General features: G+C 62.0%; 18 protein-coding genes and 1 tRNA gene. 12 read left to right on the plus strand and 7 right to left on the minus strand.

Annotation, left to right across the window (positions count from 1 at the left end):
• Positions 1-50 precede the first annotated feature (50 nt).
• Complete coding sequence (gene tyrS / locus B6S01_RS02520) at positions 51-1,268, plus strand: tyrosine--tRNA ligase (protein ID WP_037463202.1); 1,218 nt, start codon at positions 51-53, stop codon at positions 1,266-1,268.
• Between the two features lie 75 nt (positions 1,269-1,343).
• Positions 1,344-1,697: a PilZ domain-containing protein gene (locus B6S01_RS02525; RefSeq protein WP_037463108.1), complete on the plus strand. Its 354-nt coding sequence runs from the start codon at positions 1,344-1,346 to the stop codon at positions 1,695-1,697.
• A 42-nt stretch (positions 1,698-1,739) separates the two neighbouring features.
• Here the strand turns inward: B6S01_RS02525 and recG are convergent, their stop codons facing one another.
• Positions 1,740-3,803, minus strand: a complete 2,064-nt coding sequence (gene recG / locus B6S01_RS02530) for an ATP-dependent DNA helicase RecG (protein ID WP_037463111.1) — start codon at positions 3,801-3,803, stop codon at positions 1,740-1,742.
• Between the two features lie 86 nt (positions 3,804-3,889).
• Between recG and B6S01_RS02535 the strand changes: the two genes are divergently transcribed.
• The 4 genes from B6S01_RS02535 to B6S01_RS02550 all read left to right on the plus strand — a co-directional run bounded on the left by B6S01_RS02535 (position 3,890) and on the right by B6S01_RS02550 (position 8,958).
• Positions 3,890-4,159, plus strand: coding sequence for an FAD assembly factor SdhE (locus tag B6S01_RS02535; protein ID WP_037463113.1), 270 nt, complete (start codon positions 3,890-3,892; stop codon positions 4,157-4,159).
• Positions 4,160-4,227: 68 nt separating this feature from the next.
• On the plus strand, positions 4,228-7,689 hold the full coding sequence (gene mfd, locus B6S01_RS02540) for a transcription-repair coupling factor (protein ID WP_037463115.1): 3,462 nt from the start codon (positions 4,228-4,230) through the stop codon (positions 7,687-7,689).
• A 128-nt stretch (positions 7,690-7,817) separates the two neighbouring features.
• Entirely contained in the window at positions 7,818-8,240 is a 423-nt protein-coding gene (locus tag B6S01_RS02545) for a hypothetical protein (protein ID WP_037463117.1), read from the plus strand.
• Positions 8,212-8,958: a TorF family putative porin gene (locus B6S01_RS02550; protein WP_094182598.1), complete on the plus strand. Its 747-nt coding sequence runs from the start codon at positions 8,212-8,214 to the stop codon at positions 8,956-8,958. Before B6S01_RS02545 ends, B6S01_RS02550 begins: the two co-directional genes overlap by 29 nt.
• 49 nt (positions 8,959-9,007) lie before the next feature.
• On the opposite strand, the gene B6S01_RS02555 is transcribed toward B6S01_RS02550, so the two are convergent.
• Positions 9,008-11,026: a putative bifunctional diguanylate cyclase/phosphodiesterase gene (locus B6S01_RS02555; RefSeq protein ID WP_037463120.1), complete on the minus strand. Its 2,019-nt coding sequence runs from the start codon at positions 11,024-11,026 to the stop codon at positions 9,008-9,010.
• Between the two features lie 120 nt (positions 11,027-11,146).
• On the opposite strand from B6S01_RS02555, the gene moaA reads away from it, so the two are divergent.
• From moaA to B6S01_RS02570, 3 genes are all read left to right on the plus strand, one after another.
• Complete coding sequence (gene moaA, locus B6S01_RS02560; RefSeq protein WP_037463121.1) at positions 11,147-12,157, plus strand: GTP 3',8-cyclase MoaA; 1,011 nt, start codon at positions 11,147-11,149, stop codon at positions 12,155-12,157.
• A complete protein-coding gene (locus B6S01_RS02565; RefSeq protein ID WP_037463123.1) occupies positions 12,154-12,930 on the plus strand; it encodes an NAD kinase in 777 nt (258 codons plus the stop codon). The genes moaA and B6S01_RS02565 overlap by 4 nt, the downstream gene beginning before the upstream one ends.
• A 79-nt stretch (positions 12,931-13,009) precedes the next feature.
• Positions 13,010-13,084: transfer RNA gene (locus B6S01_RS02570), tRNA-Asn, on the plus strand.
• A 176-nt stretch (positions 13,085-13,260) separates the two neighbouring features.
• On the opposite strand, the gene B6S01_RS02575 is transcribed toward B6S01_RS02570, so the two are convergent.
• From B6S01_RS02575 to B6S01_RS02585, 3 genes are read right to left on the minus strand one after another with little or no spacing between them, the layout of a single operon-like run.
• Positions 13,261-14,562 carry an SPOR domain-containing protein gene (locus B6S01_RS02575; protein WP_037463126.1) on the minus strand — a complete coding sequence of 434 codons (1,302 nt, stop codon included), beginning with the start codon at positions 14,560-14,562 and terminating at the stop codon, positions 13,261-13,263.
• A gap of 12 nt (positions 14,563-14,574) precedes the next feature.
• Positions 14,575-15,090, minus strand: coding sequence for a hypothetical protein (locus B6S01_RS02580; protein ID WP_037463128.1), 516 nt, complete (start codon positions 15,088-15,090; stop codon positions 14,575-14,577).
• A 17-nt stretch (positions 15,091-15,107) separates the two neighbouring features.
• Positions 15,108-15,830, minus strand: coding sequence for a ParA family protein (locus B6S01_RS02585; protein WP_037463207.1), 723 nt, complete (start codon positions 15,828-15,830; stop codon positions 15,108-15,110).
• Positions 15,831-16,014: 184 nt separating this feature from the next.
• Here B6S01_RS02585 and B6S01_RS02590 point away from each other — a divergent pair, with 184 nt between their 5' ends.
• From B6S01_RS02590 to purU, 3 genes are all read left to right on the plus strand, one after another.
• Complete coding sequence (locus B6S01_RS02590) at positions 16,015-17,010, plus strand: SPOR domain-containing protein (protein WP_037463129.1); 996 nt, start codon at positions 16,015-16,017, stop codon at positions 17,008-17,010.
• Between the two features lie 77 nt (positions 17,011-17,087).
• Positions 17,088-18,107 carry a 2-oxoadipate dioxygenase/decarboxylase family protein gene (locus tag B6S01_RS02595; RefSeq protein WP_037463130.1) on the plus strand — a complete coding sequence of 340 codons (1,020 nt, stop codon included), beginning with the start codon at positions 17,088-17,090 and terminating at the stop codon, positions 18,105-18,107.
• 69 nt (positions 18,108-18,176) lie between these two features.
• Positions 18,177-19,043 carry a formyltetrahydrofolate deformylase gene (purU, locus tag B6S01_RS02600; protein WP_037463209.1) on the plus strand — a complete coding sequence of 289 codons (867 nt, stop codon included), beginning with the start codon at positions 18,177-18,179 and terminating at the stop codon, positions 19,041-19,043.
• Between the two features lie 256 nt (positions 19,044-19,299).
• Here purU and B6S01_RS02605 read toward each other — a convergent pair whose 3' ends face one another.
• Both B6S01_RS02605 and B6S01_RS02610 read right to left on the minus strand, forming a co-directional pair.
• Positions 19,300-19,512: a DUF2093 domain-containing protein gene (locus tag B6S01_RS02605; protein WP_037463132.1), complete on the minus strand. Its 213-nt coding sequence runs from the start codon at positions 19,510-19,512 to the stop codon at positions 19,300-19,302.
• Positions 19,512-20,915 (minus strand): NAD(P)H-dependent flavin oxidoreductase, encoded by a 1,404-nt coding sequence (locus tag B6S01_RS02610; RefSeq protein ID WP_037463134.1) that lies wholly within the window; start codon positions 20,913-20,915, stop codon positions 19,512-19,514. The genes B6S01_RS02605 and B6S01_RS02610 overlap by 1 nt, the downstream gene beginning before the upstream one ends.
• Positions 20,916-20,975 lie beyond the last annotated feature (60 nt).

A 20,975-nucleotide genomic window follows, 5' to 3' on the forward strand; every position in this document is an offset into this window, starting at 1 on the left:
GAACCTCCGCCTCTTTTACAGTCGCAACCGCAATGCTACAGGCGCGCGCCATGAGCAACTATCAGTCCGATCTACTCCGCCTGCTCGAGACGCGCGGCTACATTCACCAGCTGACCGATGCGGAGGGGCTGGACGCGCTCGCCGCCAGACAGGTGGTGCCGGGCTATATCGGTTTCGATCCCACCGCGCCGTCGCTGCATGTCGGGCATCTGGTGTCCATCATGATGCTGCGCCAGTTGCAAAAGGCCGGGCACAAGCCGATCGTCCTGATGGGCGGCGGCACCGGCAAGATCGGCGATCCCAGCTTCAAGGACGAAGCCCGCAAGCTGCTGACCACCGACGCCATCGCCGCCAATGTGTCGAGCATCAAGCGGGTGTTCGAGCGGTTCCTGAAATTCGGTGACGGGCCGACCGACGCGATCATGGTCGATAATGCGGACTGGCTCGACAAGCTGGAATATATCCCTTTCCTGCGCGACATCGGGCAGCATTTTTCGGTCAACCGGATGCTGAGCTTCGATTCAGTCAAGATGAGGCTGGACCGCGAACAATCGCTCAGCTTTCTCGAATTCAACTACATGATCCTCCAGGCATATGACTTTCTGGAGCTTTCACGCCGGTCGGCCTGCCGATTGCAGATGGGCGGTTCGGATCAGTGGGGCAACATCGTCAACGGCGTTGAACTGGCCCGGCGAGTCGATGGCACCCATGTGTTCGGCCTGACGACGCCGCTACTGACCAACGCCGATGGCACCAAGATGGGCAAGACAGTCGGCGGCGCTGTGTGGCTGAACGAGGACCAGCTTTCCAGCTATGATTACTGGCAGTTCTGGCGGAACACGGCAGACGCCGACGTAGCCAATCGCCTGCGCCTGTTCACCGACCTTTCGATGGACGAGGTGACGCGCCTAGCCTCCTTGCAGGGCGCAGAGATCAACGAGGCCAAGAAGATCCTGGCCAATGAAGCGACGGCGCTTTGCCGGGGCGCAGATGCTGCGACGTTGGCGGCCGAGACGGCACGCAAGACTTTCGAGGAAGGCGCGTCAGACGCCAACCTGCCGACAGTTAGCCTGGGCGCGCAGGGTCTGAACATCGTTCAGGGCACGACTGCGCTAGGCTTTGCGACGTCCAACAAAGAGGTCCGGCGCAAACTTTCCGAAGGGGCGATCCGGGTGAATGGCGAAGTAGTCAGCGACCCGGCGCTGACACTTAAACCAGGTGACAAGGTCAGCTTCGGCGCAAAGAAACATGGATTAATAACCGACTGAATTTATACGAAGTTAAAACAGCATTAAGCATATCCCTTAAGACGGAAGCGACCGTTTCAACCGTACGTTTCATTCATGTCTTCGGTGCTCGCCAGCCTCGCTCAGGTCGCCCGTTCACGGGATCCTTCCATCAATCAGCGCCGCGCGGCGCGCGTACTGGTGGATATGGTCAGCCATATCACGGCGCGAGGGCGCACCCACGGCATCAGGGTTATCAATATTTCCGAGCTTGGACTGATGTGCCGGTCCGATGCTGAACTGTTGATCGGCGAGCGCGTGTCAGTGTGGCTGCCGATGATAAAGGACGTTCAGGCGGAGGTGCGCTGGGCTGAGGATGGCCGGGTCGGCATGGAGTTTTGCGCTCCCATCCAGCCGAGGATTTACGAATCGATGCTCTCGCTCATCCCGCCGCGCCAGACGGCTTGGTAAGGCCGCGCGCACACCTATTGGGTAAGACTGGCACTCCTAAAATCAGCCGCTGCGAAGCAACCCGACCGCAGCGTCACGCTCGAACAAATAGAGGCATGTCCTGGCCGCCTGACCTCGCGCTTCGTCCAGACCGCCATCACGGTCGATAAGCAGTCGCGCATCATCGCGGGCCGCATCGAGCAGGGCGGAGAGATGCTCGGGTGTCGCGATCTTCAACTGCTGCTCGCCGGACTGACGCGTGCCCAGGATTTCGCCTGCTCCCCGCAACCGCAAATCTTCTTCGGCGATGCGGAAGCCATCATTGGTTTCCCGCATCAAGGCAAGCCGCGCCCTGGATGTTTCCGACAGCGCGCCGCCGCGCAACAGAATGCAGACGCTGTGGTTCTGGCCGCGTCCCACCCGACCTCTCAACTGGTGCAGTTGCGCAAGTCCGAAGCGGTCAGCGCCTTCGATGATGATGAGGCTGGAATTGGGGACATCGACGCCAACTTCGATCACGGTGGTGGCGACAAGTATCTGCGTCCGATTGGCGGCGAACGCCTCCATCGCAGCATCCTTGTCCGGGCCTTTCATGCGGCCATGGACCAACCCGACGCGATCGCCGAACCGCATCCTGAGCATCTCGGACCGCGCTTCTGCGGCAGCAAGATCGCTCTTTTCGCTTTCCTCCACCAAAGGACACACCCAATAGGCCTGGCCGCCGCCTTCCACATGGCGAGCCAGGGCATCGACCACCTCGTCCAGCCGGTTGGCGGACATCACTACGGTTTGGATTGGCTGTCGGCCCGGCGGCATCTCGTCCAGGCGAGAAACGTCCATCTCGCCATAATAGGTGAGCGTCAGCGTGCGGGGGATCGGCGTGGCGGTCATCACCAGCAGATGAGGTGTGCGTTCGGCCTTGGCGGACAGCATCATCCGCTGGGCGACGCCGAAGCGATGCTGTTCATCGATTACAGAAAGCGCGAGATTCCTGTAGCGCACGGCATCCTGAAAAATGGCGTGGGTGCCGACAAGGATATCGATGCTCCCATCCGCCAGGCCCATCAGCGTAGACTCGCGCGTCCGGCCCTTTTCGCGCCCAGTGAGGATGGCGATCGTGACCGGAAGCCCCGACGCCATCTTGCGCAGCGTCTCATAATGCTGCCGGGCGAGGATTTCGGTAGGAGCGAGCAATGCGCCCTGAGCGCCCGCCTCCACCGTGTTGAGCAGCGCCATCAGGGCGACCAGCGTCTTGCCCGACCCCACATCGCCCTGGAGCAGCCGGAGCATTGGCACCGACTGGGCCATGTCGCCTTCAATTTCCCCAAAGGCGCGCCGTTGGGCGCCGGTGGGGGCGAAGGGCAGTTTCAACATGGCGCGCAGGCGGCCATCCCCCGCGATGGATAGACCCCTGCGCTTGCGAGACGACTGCCGGACCAGCATCAGTGCGAGTTGTCCCGCGAAGATTTCGTCATAGGCAAGGCGCTCGCGCGCTTGCGCGTCGGAAGGATCGGCGTGGATCCGAGTCAAAGCCTCCCGCCAAGACGGCCAACCTTTCCGTGCGAGCAGGCTTGGTTCTATCCACTCCGGAAGTTCGGGCGCACGCGCCAGCGCCTGCACCACAAAGTCGCGCATACGATTGTTGGTGAGACCTTCGGAAAGGCCATAAACCGGCTCGCGCGCCGGAATGGTTGCGGCTTCTTCCGGCGGCAGGACATAATCTGGATGGACGATCTGAAGATTCTCGCCATAGGCTTCCAGCTTGCCCGAGATGAATTTGGGTTCGTTCAGCGGAAGCAATTTGCGGGGCCAGCCGCTATTCTTGCCGAAATAGACCAACGCACATGTGTTGCCATGGCTATCCTGCGCGATAACACGAAAAGGGGCCCGTGCGCTGCCAGAGGCCCGATAATCGACGGGGGTGAGTTCGATGCCGATCACTCGCCCAGCGTCGCCAGAGGCTAGTTCATCTACCATTCGCCGGTCGATGAAGCTGACCGGCAGGTGAAAGGCCACATCAACAGCGCGGGCAAGCCCAAGCCGCTCCAACGGCTTGGCAAGCGCAGGGCCTACGCCCTTGAGCGCTTCTATTTCGGCGAAGAGTGGGTTGAGGATATCTGGGCGCATGTCTATCTGACGCCATCTAGCCCAGCCGGGACGGTGGTTCAAACATCCGATCGGCAAATTCGGCATGTTCGATCAAGGAACAAATTGTGAACGAAGATCCCCGCATCCGCCGCCTGCAGTTCCGCGCCTGGCACCGCGGCATAAAAGAAGCGGATCTGGCGGTGGGCGGATTCTTCGATCGCTATCATGACACATGGAGCGAAGAAGAAATTCAATGGTTCGAGCGGTTCATGGATGAACAGGATGCGGACATCATGGCGTGGGCGATGGGGACATTGCCCGTGCCAGCTGAGTGGCAGGGACCTATGTGGGACAAATTCGCGAAGCTGGATTTTGTCGAAATCGGGAAGAAATAGGCTTCCGGCCGCACGCTGACATGCCTCCCCTCACCCTTTCCCCAAGTGGGAGGGGAACCGAGAAGTAAATGACCGATCTTCTGAAAATCCTCAAAGCGAAATCTCCCATCACTCTTTCGGGCGTGCCGGCCGGGTTTCAGCCTTGGTTGCTGGCGGACATAGCCCGGGCTGCGCCTGGGCGAGCCATGTTTGTCGCACCCGACGAGCAACTTATGCGGGCGGTGGCGGATACCGCGCACTATTTCGCCCCGGAAATTGAGATTGTCGAGATACCAGCCTGGGACTGTCTGCCTTATGACCGGGCAAGTCCTTCGCTGCGTACGGCTTCTGCGCGGTTGGCGGGGCTTTATGCGCTTCAAGGCGAGCCGAAGGGGCCGCAGCTTGTCCTGACCACGCTCAATGCCCTGACGCAGCGCACGCTGACGCCCTTCCGCGTCCGACAACTGGTAGCCAAGCTCGCGCCCAAGGAGCGGATCGCGATTTCGCGGCTGGCCGAAATGTTGCAGGCCAACGGCTATGTGCGGACCGATACGGTGCATGATCGGGGCGAGTTTGCGATTCGCGGCGGCATCGTCGATCTGTTCCCCGGGGGTGAGGAGCAGCCGTTGCGACTCGACTTCTTCGGGGACGAAATTGAGACGGTGCGCCGCTTCGATCCCGCCGACCAAAGAACCAGCGGGAGCGTGGAGGGCTTCACCCTCCTCCCCGCTTCGGAGGCGCTGCTCGATGAGGAGACGATCAAGCGCTTCCGGGGTCGCTATCGCGAGACGTTCGGGGCGACAGCTACGGGCGATCCGCTCTATCAGGCGGTGAGCGACGGGCGACGGCTTGCGGGGATGGAACACTGGCTGCCGCTGTTCGAGGAACGGCTGGTGCCGATGACCGAGCATCTGGGCGGCGATACGGTCGTCGTGCTCGACCATGGGGTGCCCGGATCGGCGGACGCCCGGTTCGAAGCGATCCGCGACTATCACGCCAATCGAGTACAGGCGAAATCCTCTGATCCGGGCGCCTATCGGCCGCTGGAGCCCAGGGCGCTTTATCTGGATGCGGAGGAATGGGCCGGGATCGTGCGCGACTGGCCCATGCACGAAACAACGCCCTTTCACGAACCGGAAAGCGCGACCGTCCTCGATTTCGAAGTGGACGGGCCACGCGATTTCGCGCCGGAGCGGGCGCAGAACGCCAATGTCTATGAGGCGGTAGGGAAACACATTGCCTCCCTCCACAAGGCCAAGAAGAAGGTCGTCATCGCCAGCTATTCCGTAGGGGCGCGGGAACGACTTTCGGGGCTGCTCATCGATCATGGGCTGAAACGGGTTGCCGCCGCAGATAGCTGGCAGGAGGCGCTGGGCGTCGCCGCCGCCGGCAGCACCGTGCTGACGGTCCTGCCGCTGGATCATGGCTTCACGGCGCCGGATGTGGCGGTGCTGACCGAACAGGACATGTTGGGTGACCGGCTGGTGCGACGTGCCAAGCGGAAGAAGAGCGCCGACGCCTTCCTCGCGGAGCTGGCGACGCTCTCGCCGGGCGATCTGGTCGTGCATATGGATCACGGCATCGGCCGTTATGAAGGGCTGACCCAGATCCCGGTCGCCAAGGCCGCGCATGACTGCGTTGCGCTGGAATATGCGGGGGGCGACAAGCTCTACGTGCCGGTGGAGAATCTGGAGGTTCTCTCCCGCTATGGTTCCGACAGCGAAGGCGTGAGCCTTGACAAGCTGGGCGGCGAGGCGTGGCAGCGGCGTAAGGCGAAGATGAAGGAGCGCATCCGCGAGATTGCGGGTGAATTGCTCAAGACAGCTGCGGAGCGCGCCCTTCGCGCAGCGACCGTGGCAGAACCCGATAGTGCCGGCTATCCAGCGTTCGTAGATCGCTTCCCCTATCAGGAAACCGAAGATCAGGATCGCGCGATCAGCGATGTGATCGAGGATCTGGGAGCAGGCCGTCCGATGGACCGGTTGGTGTGCGGCGACGTCGGGTTCGGCAAGACCGAAGTCGCCCTGCGTGCTGCCTTCGTCGCGGCGATGGCCGGGATGCAGGTTGTGTTGATCTGCCCGACCACCCTGCTTGCCCGTCAGCATCATATGAATTTCGAAGAGCGCTTTCGGGGCTTTCCCGTGAATATCGGGCGCTTGTCGCGTCTGGTCCCGGACAAGGAGGCCAAGGCAGTGAAGGCGGGCCTTGCCGATGGGACCATCGACATTGTCGTCGGCACCCATGCACTGCTCGCCAAGGGTCTAGAATTCAAACGGCTTGGCCTTGTCATTGTCGATGAGGAACAACGGTTCGGCGTCACTCACAAGGAGCGGCTCAAGAGCCTCAAGACCGATGTGCATGTGCTGACGCTGACTGCGACGCCGATCCCCCGAACCTTGCAGATGGCTATGTCGGGATTGCGGGAATTGTCCGTCATCCAGACCCCGCCGGTCGATCGTCTGGCGGTACGCACCTATATCATGCCCTGGGACGGGGTCGTGATCCGCGAGGCTCTGCTACGCGAACATTATCGAGGGGGGCAAAGCTTCTTCGTGGTCCCGCGCATCGCCGACCTGACCGAAATAGAGGAGTTCCTGCGGACCGAGGTGCCCGAGGTGCGACCCGTGGTGGCCCACGGCCAAATGTCGGCTGGCGAGGTCGAGGAGCGCATGTCGGCCTTCTACGACAAACGATATGATGTGCTCCTCTCGACCACGATCGTGGAGAGCGGCCTTGATATCCCCTCTGCCAACACGCTCATCATCCACCGCGCGGATCGGTTCGGGTTGGCGCAGCTCTATCAGTTGCGCGGGCGCGTGGGCCGGGCCAAGACGCGGGCCTATGCCTATTTCACGACGCCCGCGAACCGGGTCATCACCGAAACGGCGGAGAAACGACTTAAGGTGCTGTCCGACCTGGATACACTGGGGGCGGGCTTCCAGCTGGCCAGCCATGATCTTGACATTCGTGGTGCGGGAAACCTCGTGGGCGACGAGCAATCCGGCCATATCAAGGAAGTCGGGTTCGAACTTTATCAGTCGATGCTGGAGGATGCCATTCTCGAAGCAAAGGCCGGCGGGGCCGGTATCGAAAGGCGGGAAAGCTTCTCCCCGCAAATCAGCGTGGACGCGCCAATCCTCATCCCGGAGGAGTATGTGCCGGATCTGGACCTGCGCATGGGTCTGTACCGCCGCCTGAACGAGGTCGAAGATCGTCAGGGGCTGGAGGCGTTCGCCGCCGAGTTGATCGACCGGTTCGGAAAACTGCCCGCACCAACCCAGAATCTTTTCAAGATCATAGAGATCAAGCAGAATTGCGTCGCAGCCAATATCGCGAAGATCGACGTCGGCCCGAAGGGTGCGCTGGTCAGCTTTTTTGAAGATCGTTTTCCCAACCCTGCGGGACTCGTCTCATATATTCAGCGGCTGGACGGCGTCGCGCGGTTGCGGCCGGATAGCAAGGTCGTGGTAAACAGGGCCTGGGCTGATCCCGCCGCGCGATTGAATGGCGCGTTGCAATTGTCGAAGGGGCTCGCAAAGGCGGCAGGATAGAGCGCCAGGCGCGGCCTCCGCCAGCGACAAGAGTTCTTCACGGGCCAGCAAAGTTTCAGCAATGGTCGCAACCTAAATCCGGTCGCGATGACCAGGCAGCAAAGCCCGGCATCAAGCAGGAGACTGAAATGAGTTTGACTCTTATGGCGATGGCTGCGGCAGCCGCCACGCCCCAAGCCACACATAGCGTTCAGATCGACCACGGGGGGACGCCGGTAACGGCGACCTACAGCGCGCGGGCGGAGTTTCGCCACAAGACCGTGGGCGCAAGAACGCCGAACCGTATGGATACGCAGCGTTGTCAGTGGACCGCAACGATCGTGGTTGATCGGGCGCTTGGTCACGGTCCGGCACTGGGCCGCACGGTTTCTACCGACAAGCGGTTTTCCGGTAGCGAGGCGGGCGCATGTACGCCCGGACGCCAACCTGGCGCGCGCAATCTGGCGCGGCACGATATGGCGATCCGCGATCACTTGATCGCCGTGGCCGAAAAGGACCGCGCGCCCTTGCTGGCCGAGCTTGATGCCGTTCGCAACCTTGCCTCGAACTGAAATCCGGCTGGCGCTGGTGGCGGGACTGATCGCCTGCGCCAGCGCCTCCCCCGTTCGCGCGCAATATGCGCAAGGAGTGTCAGCCACGATTGAGGCCGCCAGCGACGAACGGCGACGGGGCCTAAGCTGGAGTGACGGCGATCCCGTGCTGCGCGGGTCTGTTTCGGTGCCGGTGGCGCAGGGGTTCAGCCTCGACGGCACAGCCGTTTCCCTGTGGGGAAGTAGCCGGCATGGCGGCGCGGAAGCCGTCTTGGATCTGGGAGGAAGCTATGTCAGGCAGATTGACGGATGGAGGCTGTCGGCAGAGGCGCGCTACCATCTGTTTCCCGGCGCATCGGGTCAGGGTTATGGCGAGGTTGGTGGAGGCGTCGGCTTTCTGATCGGCCCGGCAAATGTCGATCTGAACGCGAGCTACGCGCCGCGACAACCCTCCATCGGGGGAGAGAATCTCTATCTCTCGGCTTTGGCGATGGTTGGCGTACCCGGAACGCCATTCACGATTTCGGGACGAATTGGACGGTCGTCCGGTGATGTGCGCGATCCTGTTCAGGCAGCACGCCTCCGGCCTGACGGCGTTTACTGGGACCATGGCATCAGCGTCGACTATTTGAAGGGACGCTGGTTTGCCGGGGTTCGCTACGCCAACAGCAGCATCGATGGACCCATGTCACGTCACGCAGGTGCAAGGCTCATAGGGCGGGTGGGCCTGGCTCTTTAGCCTCTCGCCCGTCGCTCTGCTTTCATATCTACCAGCAGCCGAACGGGGATTACGTTTTCAGCGCCATCGCCACGAGATCCGCCGACGAAATACCCGCAGAACGTAAAAAGCCCTGATAATAGTCACACCCCTCGCGAGCGAGCAAATCGAGCTGCTGTTGCGTTTCCACGCCTTCGGCAATTACGGCCAGGCCCAGGGACTTGGCCATGTGGATGACGCCGCGCACGATGATGCGATCCCGCGCCGTCCCGGCTATGTCCTGCGCCAATCCGCTATCGATCTTCAGATAATCCAGCGGCAAGCTTTTGAGGTAAGCGAGACTGGAATAGCCGGTGCCAAAGTCATCGACGGCCACTGCAAGCCCCTCTGCGCGCAGCGCGGTAAGCAGCGCCGTCGCGGCGCCAACATTTTCGATAAGGCCGCTTTCGGTAATCTCCACCGTCAACCTCGCACGCGGGAATCCGCTTGCATCCACCAGGGCGAGAAACTGCCCCAGGAAGCCGGGCTGCGCGATGTCGGCGGCGGTAACATTTATCGACAGCCGCAGATGTGAAAGCGCACGGGGCCACTCCGCCGCTTGACGAAGAGCTTCGGCCTGAATGTGGGCCGACAGCGGGAGCATATAGTCGGATCGCTCAGCCGTGGCGAAGAGCATCCCTGCGCCAAGCGCGCCATATTGCGGATGGTTCCAGCGCGCCAAGGCCTCCACCCCGGTCATGTGAATGCCATCCACCGGATATTGAGGCTGAAAAACGATGCCGATCTCGCCTCGGTCCAGCGCCAGGCGAAGATCGGTTTCCAGCTGATCGGCATCCACCTGCCGACTGCGCTTTTCGGCTGAGAAGATGCGGATACCCTCCCCACCGCCCGCCCTGGCATCGGCCAGAGCCGTGCCAGCGCGGCGGAGCAGGCGCGTGGCGTCGTCATCGGCACGCGACTGTGCGATGCCGCAGCGCGCCGTCAGCCGGATAAGATGATCGCCAGCACTGAACGGACGGCCGATCGCGCCGATAAGCTGACGCGCAAGCAAGGTCGCGTGATCGCTGGCCGCCGCCTCGCCGGTCAAGCCGACAAGAAACTCCGTGCCCGCGATGCGCGCGACGATAGCGCCGGGCGCGGCATCGGCGGCCATCCGTTCGATTCGGCGAGCGATGCGGCCCAGCAGTGCATCGCCAACCACCTCCCCATAAGCGGCATTCATACGGTCAAACTGGCTGATGGACAGCAGCAGGATGGTCGTCGGCAGACCGGCTCGCTTATCCAGCCAATCAAGAGCGGCCTGGCGGGATCGCAGCCCGGTGAGGTCGTCGCGGCCCGCACCGTCATGACCATGCGCCTCGGACAGCCATTCGACATCGGCCGCCACGGTCCCGTCAACCAGGCGAAGGTGATGGACGAGCCGGTCGTCTGGACGACCCGGAGCGACGTGAGCGAAGGCCTCGGCCCGACCCGACCGCATCATGCCCCGCAACACCGCCATCACCGACCGGCGCTCCGAACGGGGCAGGCAGCGGACGAAAAGCGCGGGACTTATAAGTTGGGAGTCGAGCCCCAAATGCCGGGCAAGATTGTCGCTAAGCCGAACCGCACCCCCGCCCTTGTCAAGTTCCCAGAATAATGCGTCGCCGCGACGGATGCGTTGGGCGCGCTGGCTGTGGGTGACGCCTCCTCCAATGCGATCCACCAGCCGCTGAGCTGAACCAAGCGTAGCGCGCAACTGTTCTGGCGAGAAAGGAACTGCAAGAAAATGGGTGGCCCCAGCCTCGAACAGCCGCGGAGCAGAATCCAGCATGCTTATGTCGAGCAACGCAATTAGCGCGCCGCCGCCCGCCTCCACCGCTGGAACGATAGAGCCGATCAGCCGGCTGTCCCCATCGGACGCGTCCCGCATATCGACCATCGCGATCTGCGCATCGCTATGCAGGAAGCGTTGCGCCGCGTCGGTCGGGCGCCTGGCGGCAATCACACGCCAACCTGCCCGACGAGCCGCATCGGACAGGCCGTCACGATCGCCGGGAGACAGAATGAAAAGGCTGCGCTGGCCGGGCAGTGCGGTCTCACCGCTCACATTGAAACTCCTAAGGGGCAGCGCATGGCGGCAGATAACAGCTACGGGTTAGCGACCCGTTCACGATGCTGCAACCGGCAGTGCTTGCGCGGAAGTTTGCCATGGCTTAGCTAGTCCCGCATGAACAAGCCCGATCTTGTGCGCAACGGCCTCACCGATGCGCTGGGCCGCCGGATCAGCTATTTGCGGATTTCGGTAACGGATCGCTGCGACCTGCGCTGCCGCTATTGCATGGCGGAGCGGATGAGCTTTCTGCCCAAAGACCAGGTGTTGACGCTGGAAGAGATTGCTCTGATCGCCGATCTCTTCATCAGCCGCGGCATCCGCAAGATCCGGCTGACAGGCGGCGAACCACTGGTACGACGCGACATTGTCGATCTTGTCCGCCGCATTGGGCGGCATCTGGGCGATGGACTGGATGAGCTGACGCTGACGACAAACGGCACCAGGCTTGCCCAGCATGCGGATGCGTTATTTGATGCTGGCATACGGCGGATCAACGTCAGCCTGGATAGCCGCGATCCGGAACGCTTCGCCCATGTGACCCGCAATGGCGATATCCGGTCGGTACAGGAAGGTCTTGCGGCAGCCAAGGCGAGCGGGCTGGCCGTCAAGATCAACATGGTGGCATTGAAGGGCGTCAATGAGGATGAAATCCTGCCGATGCTCTATTGGTGCGACCAGCAGGGCTTTGACCTTACCCTCATTGAAACGATGCCGCTGGGTGAAACCGGTGAGGACCGGACGGATCATTATCTGCCGTTGACGAAGATCGTAGACCAGTTGCGGGAGCATCATGAGCTTTGGCCGCTTGCGCATCGAACCGGGGGCCCCTCGCGGTATCACGCGGTGGATGGCCTGAAAGCGCGGCTGGGCCTAATCACCCCGCTTACCAATAATTTCTGCGCGGACTGCAACCGCATGCGAATGACCTGTGAGGGGAAAATCTTCATGTGTCTGGGGCACGAGGATCATGTTGACCTCAAGAGCGCCTTTCGCGAAGGCGGACTTGACGCGGTCGGGCCGCTGATCGATCGGGCGCTGCGCCTGAAACCCGCTGCCCATGACTTCCGCATAGGCGCCGGCGCGCCCGCCGCCGTCCTCCGGCATATGAGCGTGACCGGCGGATGAGCCAGGAACCGCGGCGGGCGCTGCTCGCCTCTCCGACCCAGGCCGCCAAGGCTGCCGAGGAACGGCTTCGCGCCGCTTATGACTTTGTGCCCGTCGAGCAGGCCGACATGATCATCGCCTTGGGTGGAGATGGGTTCATGCTCCAAACGCTTCATTCGATGCTGGAAGGCCACCGGATCATGCCGGTATTCGGCATGAACCTTGGCACTGTAGGCTTCCTGATGAATGAATGGCGTCTGGAACGGCTCGATCAGCGGATAGAGGCGGCCAAGGCGTTCAAGGTCAATCCACTGCGCATGACGGTCGATACGGTCGATGGCGAACGCTTTTCGATCCCCGCCATCAATGAAGTCTCGCTGCTGCGCGAAACACGCCAGACGGCAAAGCTGGAAGTGCATGTGAACGGGCGGACCGCGCTTGCAGAACTGGTGTGCGACGGCGTTCTGGTCGCAACGCCCGCTGGATCCACGGCCTACAATCTTTCAGCCCATGGCCCCATATTGCCCCTCGGTTCGGGACTGGTTGCATTGACCCCGATCAGCCCTTTCCGCCCCCGCCGCTGGAGAGGGGCGATCCTGCCCGAAAACACGGTAATACGCTTCAGCGTGCTTGACCCGGTCAAGCGACCAGTGAGCGCCGTGGCAGATCAGCGGGAAGTTCGCGATGTCGCACAGGTGGAAATTCAGATTGATCGGGGCACGCCCCTGACGCTGCTCTTCGACCCGGAACATACGCTGGACGACCGGATCGCCGCAGAACAGTTCATCGCCTGAAAAAATTCCCAATTCTGCCCTTGCCATCCGAAGAATCCCGCTGCTATAGGCGCGGCCTGCCTAGCGAGAGCCGGGCTGCTCCCCGATAGCTCAGCGGTAGAGCATTCGACTGTTAATCGAATGGCCGTAGGTTCGAATCCTACTCGGGGAGCCACTTTCACCCAATCTGGCGGGTGGTAATAATCGCCGGAATATTCTGAAAAATCATCGCCCGCCAATGCCCGTTTGCGCGGGCATGCCGGTGCAGGCGCACGCCTCTTGACGCCACCCGCACAGGAAATTTGCGGTGATGCGCCCGGACCTTAAGGCCCAGGCAGCAGTCGCCTGCTATCAGCGCGATGCGAACTGACGCTGCTTGAGCGCCACGGCCCAACGCTGAGGCGCTGCGTCAGGCACGTTTTCGCGGACGAAGCACCTGCCGCGCTGAGCGCGAATGGCGCGGCACATTGCGACCGCTTCCAGACGATCATTGAACCCGCTTACGGCGAGGCGCGAATAGCTGACGCCGTTGAGCGTGATCTGGCTGGTAAGGACCGGCAGCGTCGAAAGTACGTGATTGCGACGGGCCATCTCGAACCATTTTTCCTTGGCGATGGCGGCATTCTCATAAGCGCCGAGCTGAACGACCCAGTTACTGTTGCCCTTGCCCTGAGGAATGAACGCAGCCTGCATGCGGCGCGGAGCCAGCGGTACGCGGACCGCTGCAGGCTGGCGGACGCTGGCCAGCTTCAACGGAGCCCGACCCTCTACAAATGCAAGATCATGCGTTTCGACCGGCGCGAAGGCCTCCGAAGGGACGGTTTCGGATTGCCGGCTCGAAATAGCGGCAACTTCCATGGAAACAGCCTCGACAATCGGCTCGGGCGCCTGCGCGGACTGGACCGGTGCGGGCTCGGGAGCGAGGGCAAGAGCAACCGGCTGGCCGGCATCGCTGCCATTGATCGTCACGCCCATCAGGCCCGCGATGCGCTGCTGTGCAAATTCGGGAGCGGCCGTCTGCGCCCATTGTGCGATGCGCTGATTTGCCGCGAGTGGCTCCAGATCAATCCCAGCCATGACGCGCGCATCCTTCCACCGGCCCGCCAGTGCATATGCATAAGCGAGATTCTGACGCGTACGCGCTGTGGCGGAAGGGTCGTGAATGGCCTCGGACAGGATGCGGACGCCTTCGGCCGCGTCACCTGCCATCGCGATGGCAAGCCCATAGTCACCTGCCGGAACGACGTCGGCATGGGCCGAGAGAAGATCGCGCGCGGCTTCGCTCTTGCCGAGCGCTACCTTGACCAACGCCAGGCTGACAATGGTGCGAGGATCCTGATTACCCAACGTCATGGCGTCACCGAGCGCAGTCTCAGCCGACGCGAATCGGCCATCGGCAACATAAGCGCGGCCCAGCAGATGGCGATAGCTTGCGTCCTGGGGAGCTGCCTGCACAGCCGCCTCGGCAGCCGCGACAGCGCGGGTGGCGTCACGGTCGGCCAGCGCCTTGTCTACGGCAGCGGCAATGCGATCGGGGTTCTGCTTGGCAGGCGCAATGGCGGAAGGACGGAAGGCTGCACCAGTACAGCCGACCATCGTCGTCCCCAACACCAGTGATGAAAATGCCGCCTTGGCAAGAGCATTGCGCTTCATGGGCGTGTCTCCTTACTTCGCTTCGCCGCGCGGCAGTTGCTGCGCGAGCCTGTCTATGTCGGGCAGGCTGGCGAGAAATATGTCGAGCGCCTCGGTCACCATCTGCTGCGCCGATCGGCCCACAACGGCGCTGGCGAGCCGCAGCTTCAAGTGGCGATCTGCGTCCAGACGGAGCGTAAATGCGGCCTTGCGGCCCTTGACCGGTTGCGTCGCCGGAGCAATCGTCTTGACCGCTTCCTCCATGCGCTCTGTCAGTTCCTTCCGCGCCACAACGACGGGAGGCACCGGAGCTGCGACCGGCGGCTGCGTCATCGGGGTCAGTCCGACCACGGCCCGAGGCTCTGCGGGGACCGGCTCCGGCTCTGTCACGTCAAAACCCATGTCGTTCCAGCCAAGATCATCCTGCAACAAGGTAGCTGTCGCCTGGCCGCCGAAACCCATGACGGGGCGGCGCATGGCAGGTTGGGCAGCGCCCTTGCGTGCGAGCAACCCGGAGGTCAGCGAAGCGAGTGGCTTGGATTCGCCCATGATGTCTTCCCTCCCTGTTACTGGCCGACGACCCGGCGGCCGAAGCCACCGGTCGCTGGACGCACGGCGCCGGGCGTACCCGCCGAACCGTTGGGCACGGAAAAGACCGTGCGCCGGAAATTCTTTTCAAGGCGGTCAGACACGTAGCTCCAAAGCTGAGTCACCTCGCCGGCCGAGCGGCCATTGGGATCGACCTCCATCACCGTGCGTCCATCGATCATCGACGCTGCAAAGTCGGTGCGATGGTGCAGCGTCACCGGCGCGACCGTACCATGCTGGGAAAGTGCAACAGCTGCTTCGGACGTAATGCGCGCCTTGGGAGTCGCCGCGTTGACGACGAAGATCAACGGCTTGCCCGCCCGATCGCAAAGATCGACCGTAGCGCCAACCGCGCGAAGATCATGAGGGCTAGGCCGCGTCGGCACGACGATCAGCTCAGCAACCGAAATCACGCTCTGGATCGCCATGGTGATGGCGGGGGGCGTATCGATAACCGCAAGCTTGAAGCCCTGCTGACGAAGAATTTCCAGATCGGCGGCCAGACGCGCGACGGTGGTCTGGGCAAAGGCGGGATATTCCGCCTCACGCTCGTTCCACCAGTCGGATAGCGACCCCTGCGGATCAATGTCGATCAGAACCACTGGGCCGGCCCCGGCCCTCTGCGCCTGAACGGCGAGGTGACCAGACAGGGTGGTCTTGCCGGACCCACCTTTTTGCGATGCCAATGCGAGTATGCGCACGCGCGTTTCCCCCAGAAAATCCAATTGCGTGCTGGAGTGCCACGACGGCGCCTAAGAATTGGTTAACATCGCCGCATCCCTATGTAGGGAAGGAAAGCTCTATAAAGCATGGCCCTCTTAATGCTAATTGGCCGTTAACCTTGTTGGATCATAGGCTGCGCCAGAGCTGTCCTTTCAGGAGCACATGCATATGAAGCAGATCTGGGGCATCTTGGCCGCAGCAACGATCGTAAGCCTGGCACCGCCAGCCTTTGCCGATGTAAAGGCCGGCGTCGATGCCTGGCAGCAGGGAGATTATGACAAGGCTGTCGGCGCATGGCGGCCACTTGCCCAGGCGGGTGATCCGGACGCGCAGTTCAATATGGGCCAGGCATACAAGCTGGGGCGCGGCGTGAAGGCCGACATGGCCGTCGCCCTCGACTGGTATCGCAAAGCGAGAGCACAGGGACACATAAGGGCGGAGGACAATCTTGGCCTGCTGATGTTCCAGCAAGGCGACCGGGCAGGCGCCCTGCCCTATCTGCAGCGCTCGGCGGCAAGGGGTGAACCGCGCGCGCAATATATCGTTGGCACCGCGCTGTTTAACGGTGACCTTGCGCCGAAAGACTGGCCCCGCGCCTATGCGCTGATGAACCGCGCATCCGCCGCGGGACTGGCGCAGGCGACGGCGAGCCTGAAGCAGATGGACAAATATGTCCCTGCGGAGCAGCGCGAGCAGGGCCTCGTAATGGCGCGGGATATGGGATCAAAAGAGGTGACGGCGCTGGCAGACGCCAACAGCCGGACATCGGCTACGCCCGTGGCGCGCGAAGGTCCGCCGCCGCTCGCCACCGCAACCTTGCCACCCCCTCCCGACGCCGAGAAGCCTGCTTCGTCAAAGATTTCTGACAGAACCGCTGCTGGAAAAACGGCAGTCCGCACCGCGGAACCGCCCAAGGCTGCTAAAGGTGGCGCGTGGCGGGTCCAACTGGGCGCATTCAGCGAAGAAGGTCGCGCGCAGGCGCTCTGGAGCAGCCTGCGCGGCAAGGTCTCCGGCCTTTCCGCCTATCAGCTTTTCCTCGTGAAAGGCGGCGCTGTGACCCGGTTGCAGGCAGGCCCTCTGGCCAGCAGCGCCGATGCGGCACGGCTTTGCAGCGCGATCAAGGCCGCCGGCGCCGACTGCATGCCCCGCAAAATGTGACCAGGGTCGATCGGGCCGCCTCTTGGCAGGCCGGGTGCGGTGCGCGATAACGGGCTTGTCTCTTTGTGGAGCGCGTTATGGCCGTGGGAAGTGAGCAGGGACATGTCGCAGCGTTGGTAGAGGCTGCACTGGGACAAAGGGCTGCGCAACAGGCGCTGACGGCGCTGACCATCGCACCCTCCTTGCTGGCTGAGGGTAGTTCAATCGTGTCGCGAGCAGCGTTTGCGATGGCGATGAACATAGTCTTGTTTCACGGGTTACTGGAACGTGTGCCGAGTGGAGCGGCCTATGTGGCCGACACAGTCGCGCGAGGGGGCAAGGTGACGTTTGACCACGGTGCGTTGCGAACCGTGCGAATGCCGCTGGGACCGACCGGCGCCCTCCCCCCGGGCGAAGACGCCTTCACCCGCATCTTCCTGCCATTGGGCTATCAGTTGGCGGGCGTTTATCCACTGGACCGATTAAAAATGACTGGGCGGGCCTATATGCACGCCGACGCGCCAGAGGAGATCCCGCAATTTTTCCTGTCCGAACTGCACATCGACCGCTTCGATCCCGCCTTCGGCGAAGTCGCGGCGCGCGTGTTCGGAACGTCCCGCGATCCACTGGATGCGCAAACGGTCGGACTCCTTGACAGCTACGCTCGCGGGGAACCGGTTGGCTTCGACCGCGCCGCCGCAGCGCTGCCCATTCTGATTTCGGCGTTCGACCGCCAGCACGACCCAGTCACCCTTAACGACTACGAACAGTTGCTGGCGCGATCCCATGAGGCGGCCTGGATCGCGACCGAGGGCAACGCCTTTAATCACGCCACCGACCGTGTGCCCAACGTCGCGGCGCTGGCCGATCGGTTGAGGCAAGAGGATTGGCCGATCAAGGACAAGATCGAAATATCCCGCAATGGCCGCGTGCGCCAGACTGCTCTGCGCGCAGATCCCGTCGAACGGCTCTTCGCCGGGAACGAACTGCGCCAGGTGCCTGGATCATTCTACGAATTCATCAGCCGCGACGTCGATCCAGCGACTGGTCGATTGGACCTCTCGTTCGACGCGAGCAATGCGACCGGCATTTTCGCCATGACCAGCGTGAAGTCATGACCCCCTTAACGGCTTGATCATGTGGTCGCCATAAGGCAACGGCTTTCGCAATCATTGGCGGAGGCATTGTTGAATAATCCGGTTCTCCCTTCTTGGGTATTGACGCTTGTCTGCGCCGACCGCGTCGGCATCGTCGCCGGGGTCAGCCAGTTTTTGGCCGATCGCGGCGGCTTCATCACGGACAGCCAGCAATATGCCGATCGGGAAGCCGGGCGTTTCTTCATGCGCGTCGCATTTGAAGCGACTGACGAGCGGATGACAGCCACGGAACAGCTTCAGGCCGAATTCAATGCAATCGGCGCGCGCTTCGCTATGGACTGGCTGATCACGTCCGCGCGGGAAAAACCGCGAATGCTGCTCGCGGTATCGAAGGGATCACATTGCCTGGCCGATCTGCTCCATCGCTGGCAGACAGGAACGCTGGCGGTCGACATCATGGGTGTAGTGTCTAACCATCCGGACATGCGGCGTATTACCGAATGGCACGGCATTCCCTACCACGAACTGCCGCCCAACGGAGACAAGGGCGCGCAGGAAGCTGCGTTGCTGGACATATTTGATCGGACGCGATCGGATTATCTGGTTCTCGCACGCTACATGCAGGTCCTGTCAGAAACGCTCGTCGGGCAACTTGAAGGCCGCTGCATCAATATCCACCACAGCTTCCTGCCCGGCTTCAAAGGTGCGCGCCCCTATCACAGGGCGCATGAGCGTGGTGTAAAGCTTATCGGGGCGACCGCACATTTCGTTACCGCCGACCTGGACGAAGGGCCGATCATCGAACAGGCTGTCGAGCGCGTGGATCATCGGGCTACGGCAGAAGACATGATCCGCATCGGCCGTGATATCGAAGCCCAAGTGCTGGCCCGCGCAGTCGGCTGGATTGCCGACCGCCGCGTTCTGCTGAATGGCGGAAAGACGGTCGTTTTCCGCTGATCCAAGAAATCATCAAGCGCTATCGCCGCGCTCTTCTCCACGCGACAATATTTTTTAACGAGACGGCATAGACTGCCAATTGGTCAGGAAACTAGGCCGTAAAGAAACCAACCCACAATCAGGAAACTGGTGACGGCGCAAATTCGATCGCCATAGATATCTATCCGTGACATCGTTGACATCCTTCCTCGACCGGCGATCTTTGTCGCCTGCGCAGAAAGGATAACGCATCTATCCTAAGAAAGGAAGCGAGGTTTCAGCCTGCGTTCAGCCTTCGATGGCGCAGGAAGGACTGGGTTGCCTCCAGAGGGCCCCGATAGGCCTCCTGAAACTCGGCACTCCAATATTTAAGATCGTCCAGATCAATGCGCGCGCCCGAGATAGCGCAAAGGACGAACTGCCCGGGACGTATGATGTCGAAATGCGGCGTGTGGTATTCCAACACCGCCAATCCCTGAATATCGGCCATCAGTGACCTGTCAGAATGCGATCGACCAGCTGCTTCACGGTGGGTACAAAGCCGTTGGAATAGAAGGGATCCTGCTTGAATTTATAAGCGCCATGGCCAGCGAACAGCAGGTTCTTGTCCAGGTCACCGCCATGCACCGCTTCCTGCAGCGACTTCTGGATGCAGAAGCTGCGCGGGTCGGCCAGGCGTCCGGTCGAGTTCGTCTCGCTATCCATCCAGCTGGAAAAGGCGCACTGGCTAAGGCAGCCCATGCAGTCGGTCTGATCCTTACGGATTTCGCCCTTTTCCTCTTCGGTGACGAATACCAGTGTGTTGTCAGGCGTTTTCAGCGCGGAGGTAAAACCCTGCCCCACCCACTCGCGGGCACGCAGCAAGTCGCCGCGCGTCACCCAGAAATTCTTGCCCTTCACACCCGCATCGAGTTGATGCGTGTGGTCGCCCGCCTGTTCCGTGCTGAACGGGATTTGCCGTTCAGACCGCGATTCCAGCTGGCGAAGGAATGGATTACGGATGGCCGAGCTGTAGAAGCCGGTGGGCGAAAACCGGTGAAGCAACACATCACCCGGCTCCAGCTGGGTCAGGCGCTCCTTCCAAAGCTGCGGGATCGGGCTTTCCTGGGTCAGCAATGGCCGCGTTCCGAACTGAAAAGCGATTGCGCCCAGTTCCGGGTTGTCGATCCAGTCGTTCCAGTCCTTGAGGTGCCAGACGCCGCCCGCCATCACGATGGGCACATCGTCCGAAATGCCGCCTTCCCGCATGGTGTCGCGCAGCGCCTTCACACGGGGATAGGGATCCTGCGGCTCACGCGGATCTTCGGCATTGGAAAGGCCGTTATGCCCGCCTGCCAGCCAGGGATCTTCATAGACCACCGCCGCCAGCCATTCCGACGCTTTGGAATAGGCACGCTTCCACAGAGCGCGAAAAGCGCGGCCGGAACTGACGATCGGAAGGTAGCTGACGCCGTACGAGGCCGCGATCTCGCTCAGCTTATAGGGCATGCCCGCGCCGCATGTAACGCCCGACACCATGCCCTTGGTCTTTTCAAGGACGCCGTGCAGCACACGCTGGGCCCCGCCCATTTCCCACAGGATGTTGATATTGATCGCGCCCTTGCCTCCGGCAATCTCGAACGCGCGCTTGACCTGTTCGACCGCGCCGTCGATGGCGTAGGCGATCAGTTCCTCGTGGCGGTCCCGGCGGGTCCGGCCATGATAGATTTGGGGGATGACATTGCCCATGCCGTCATAGCTGTCGGCGTTGACGGCCGACACGGTGCCGATCCCGCCAGCAGCCGCCCAGGCGCCGGAACTGGCGTGATTGGATACGGCGACGCCCTTTCCGCCTTCGACCAGCGGCCAGACTTCACGACCACCATAGATGATGGGCTTCAAACCCTTGAACAACCTAATCTCCCGCGCAACAGCTGCTCGGTCCCCGGCCGGATAAAAGTCGCTCTATAGCAG

It is taken from the genome of Sphingobium herbicidovorans (assembly GCF_002080435.1).
Lineage (GTDB): Bacteria > Pseudomonadota > Alphaproteobacteria > Sphingomonadales > Sphingomonadaceae > Sphingobium > Sphingobium herbicidovorans.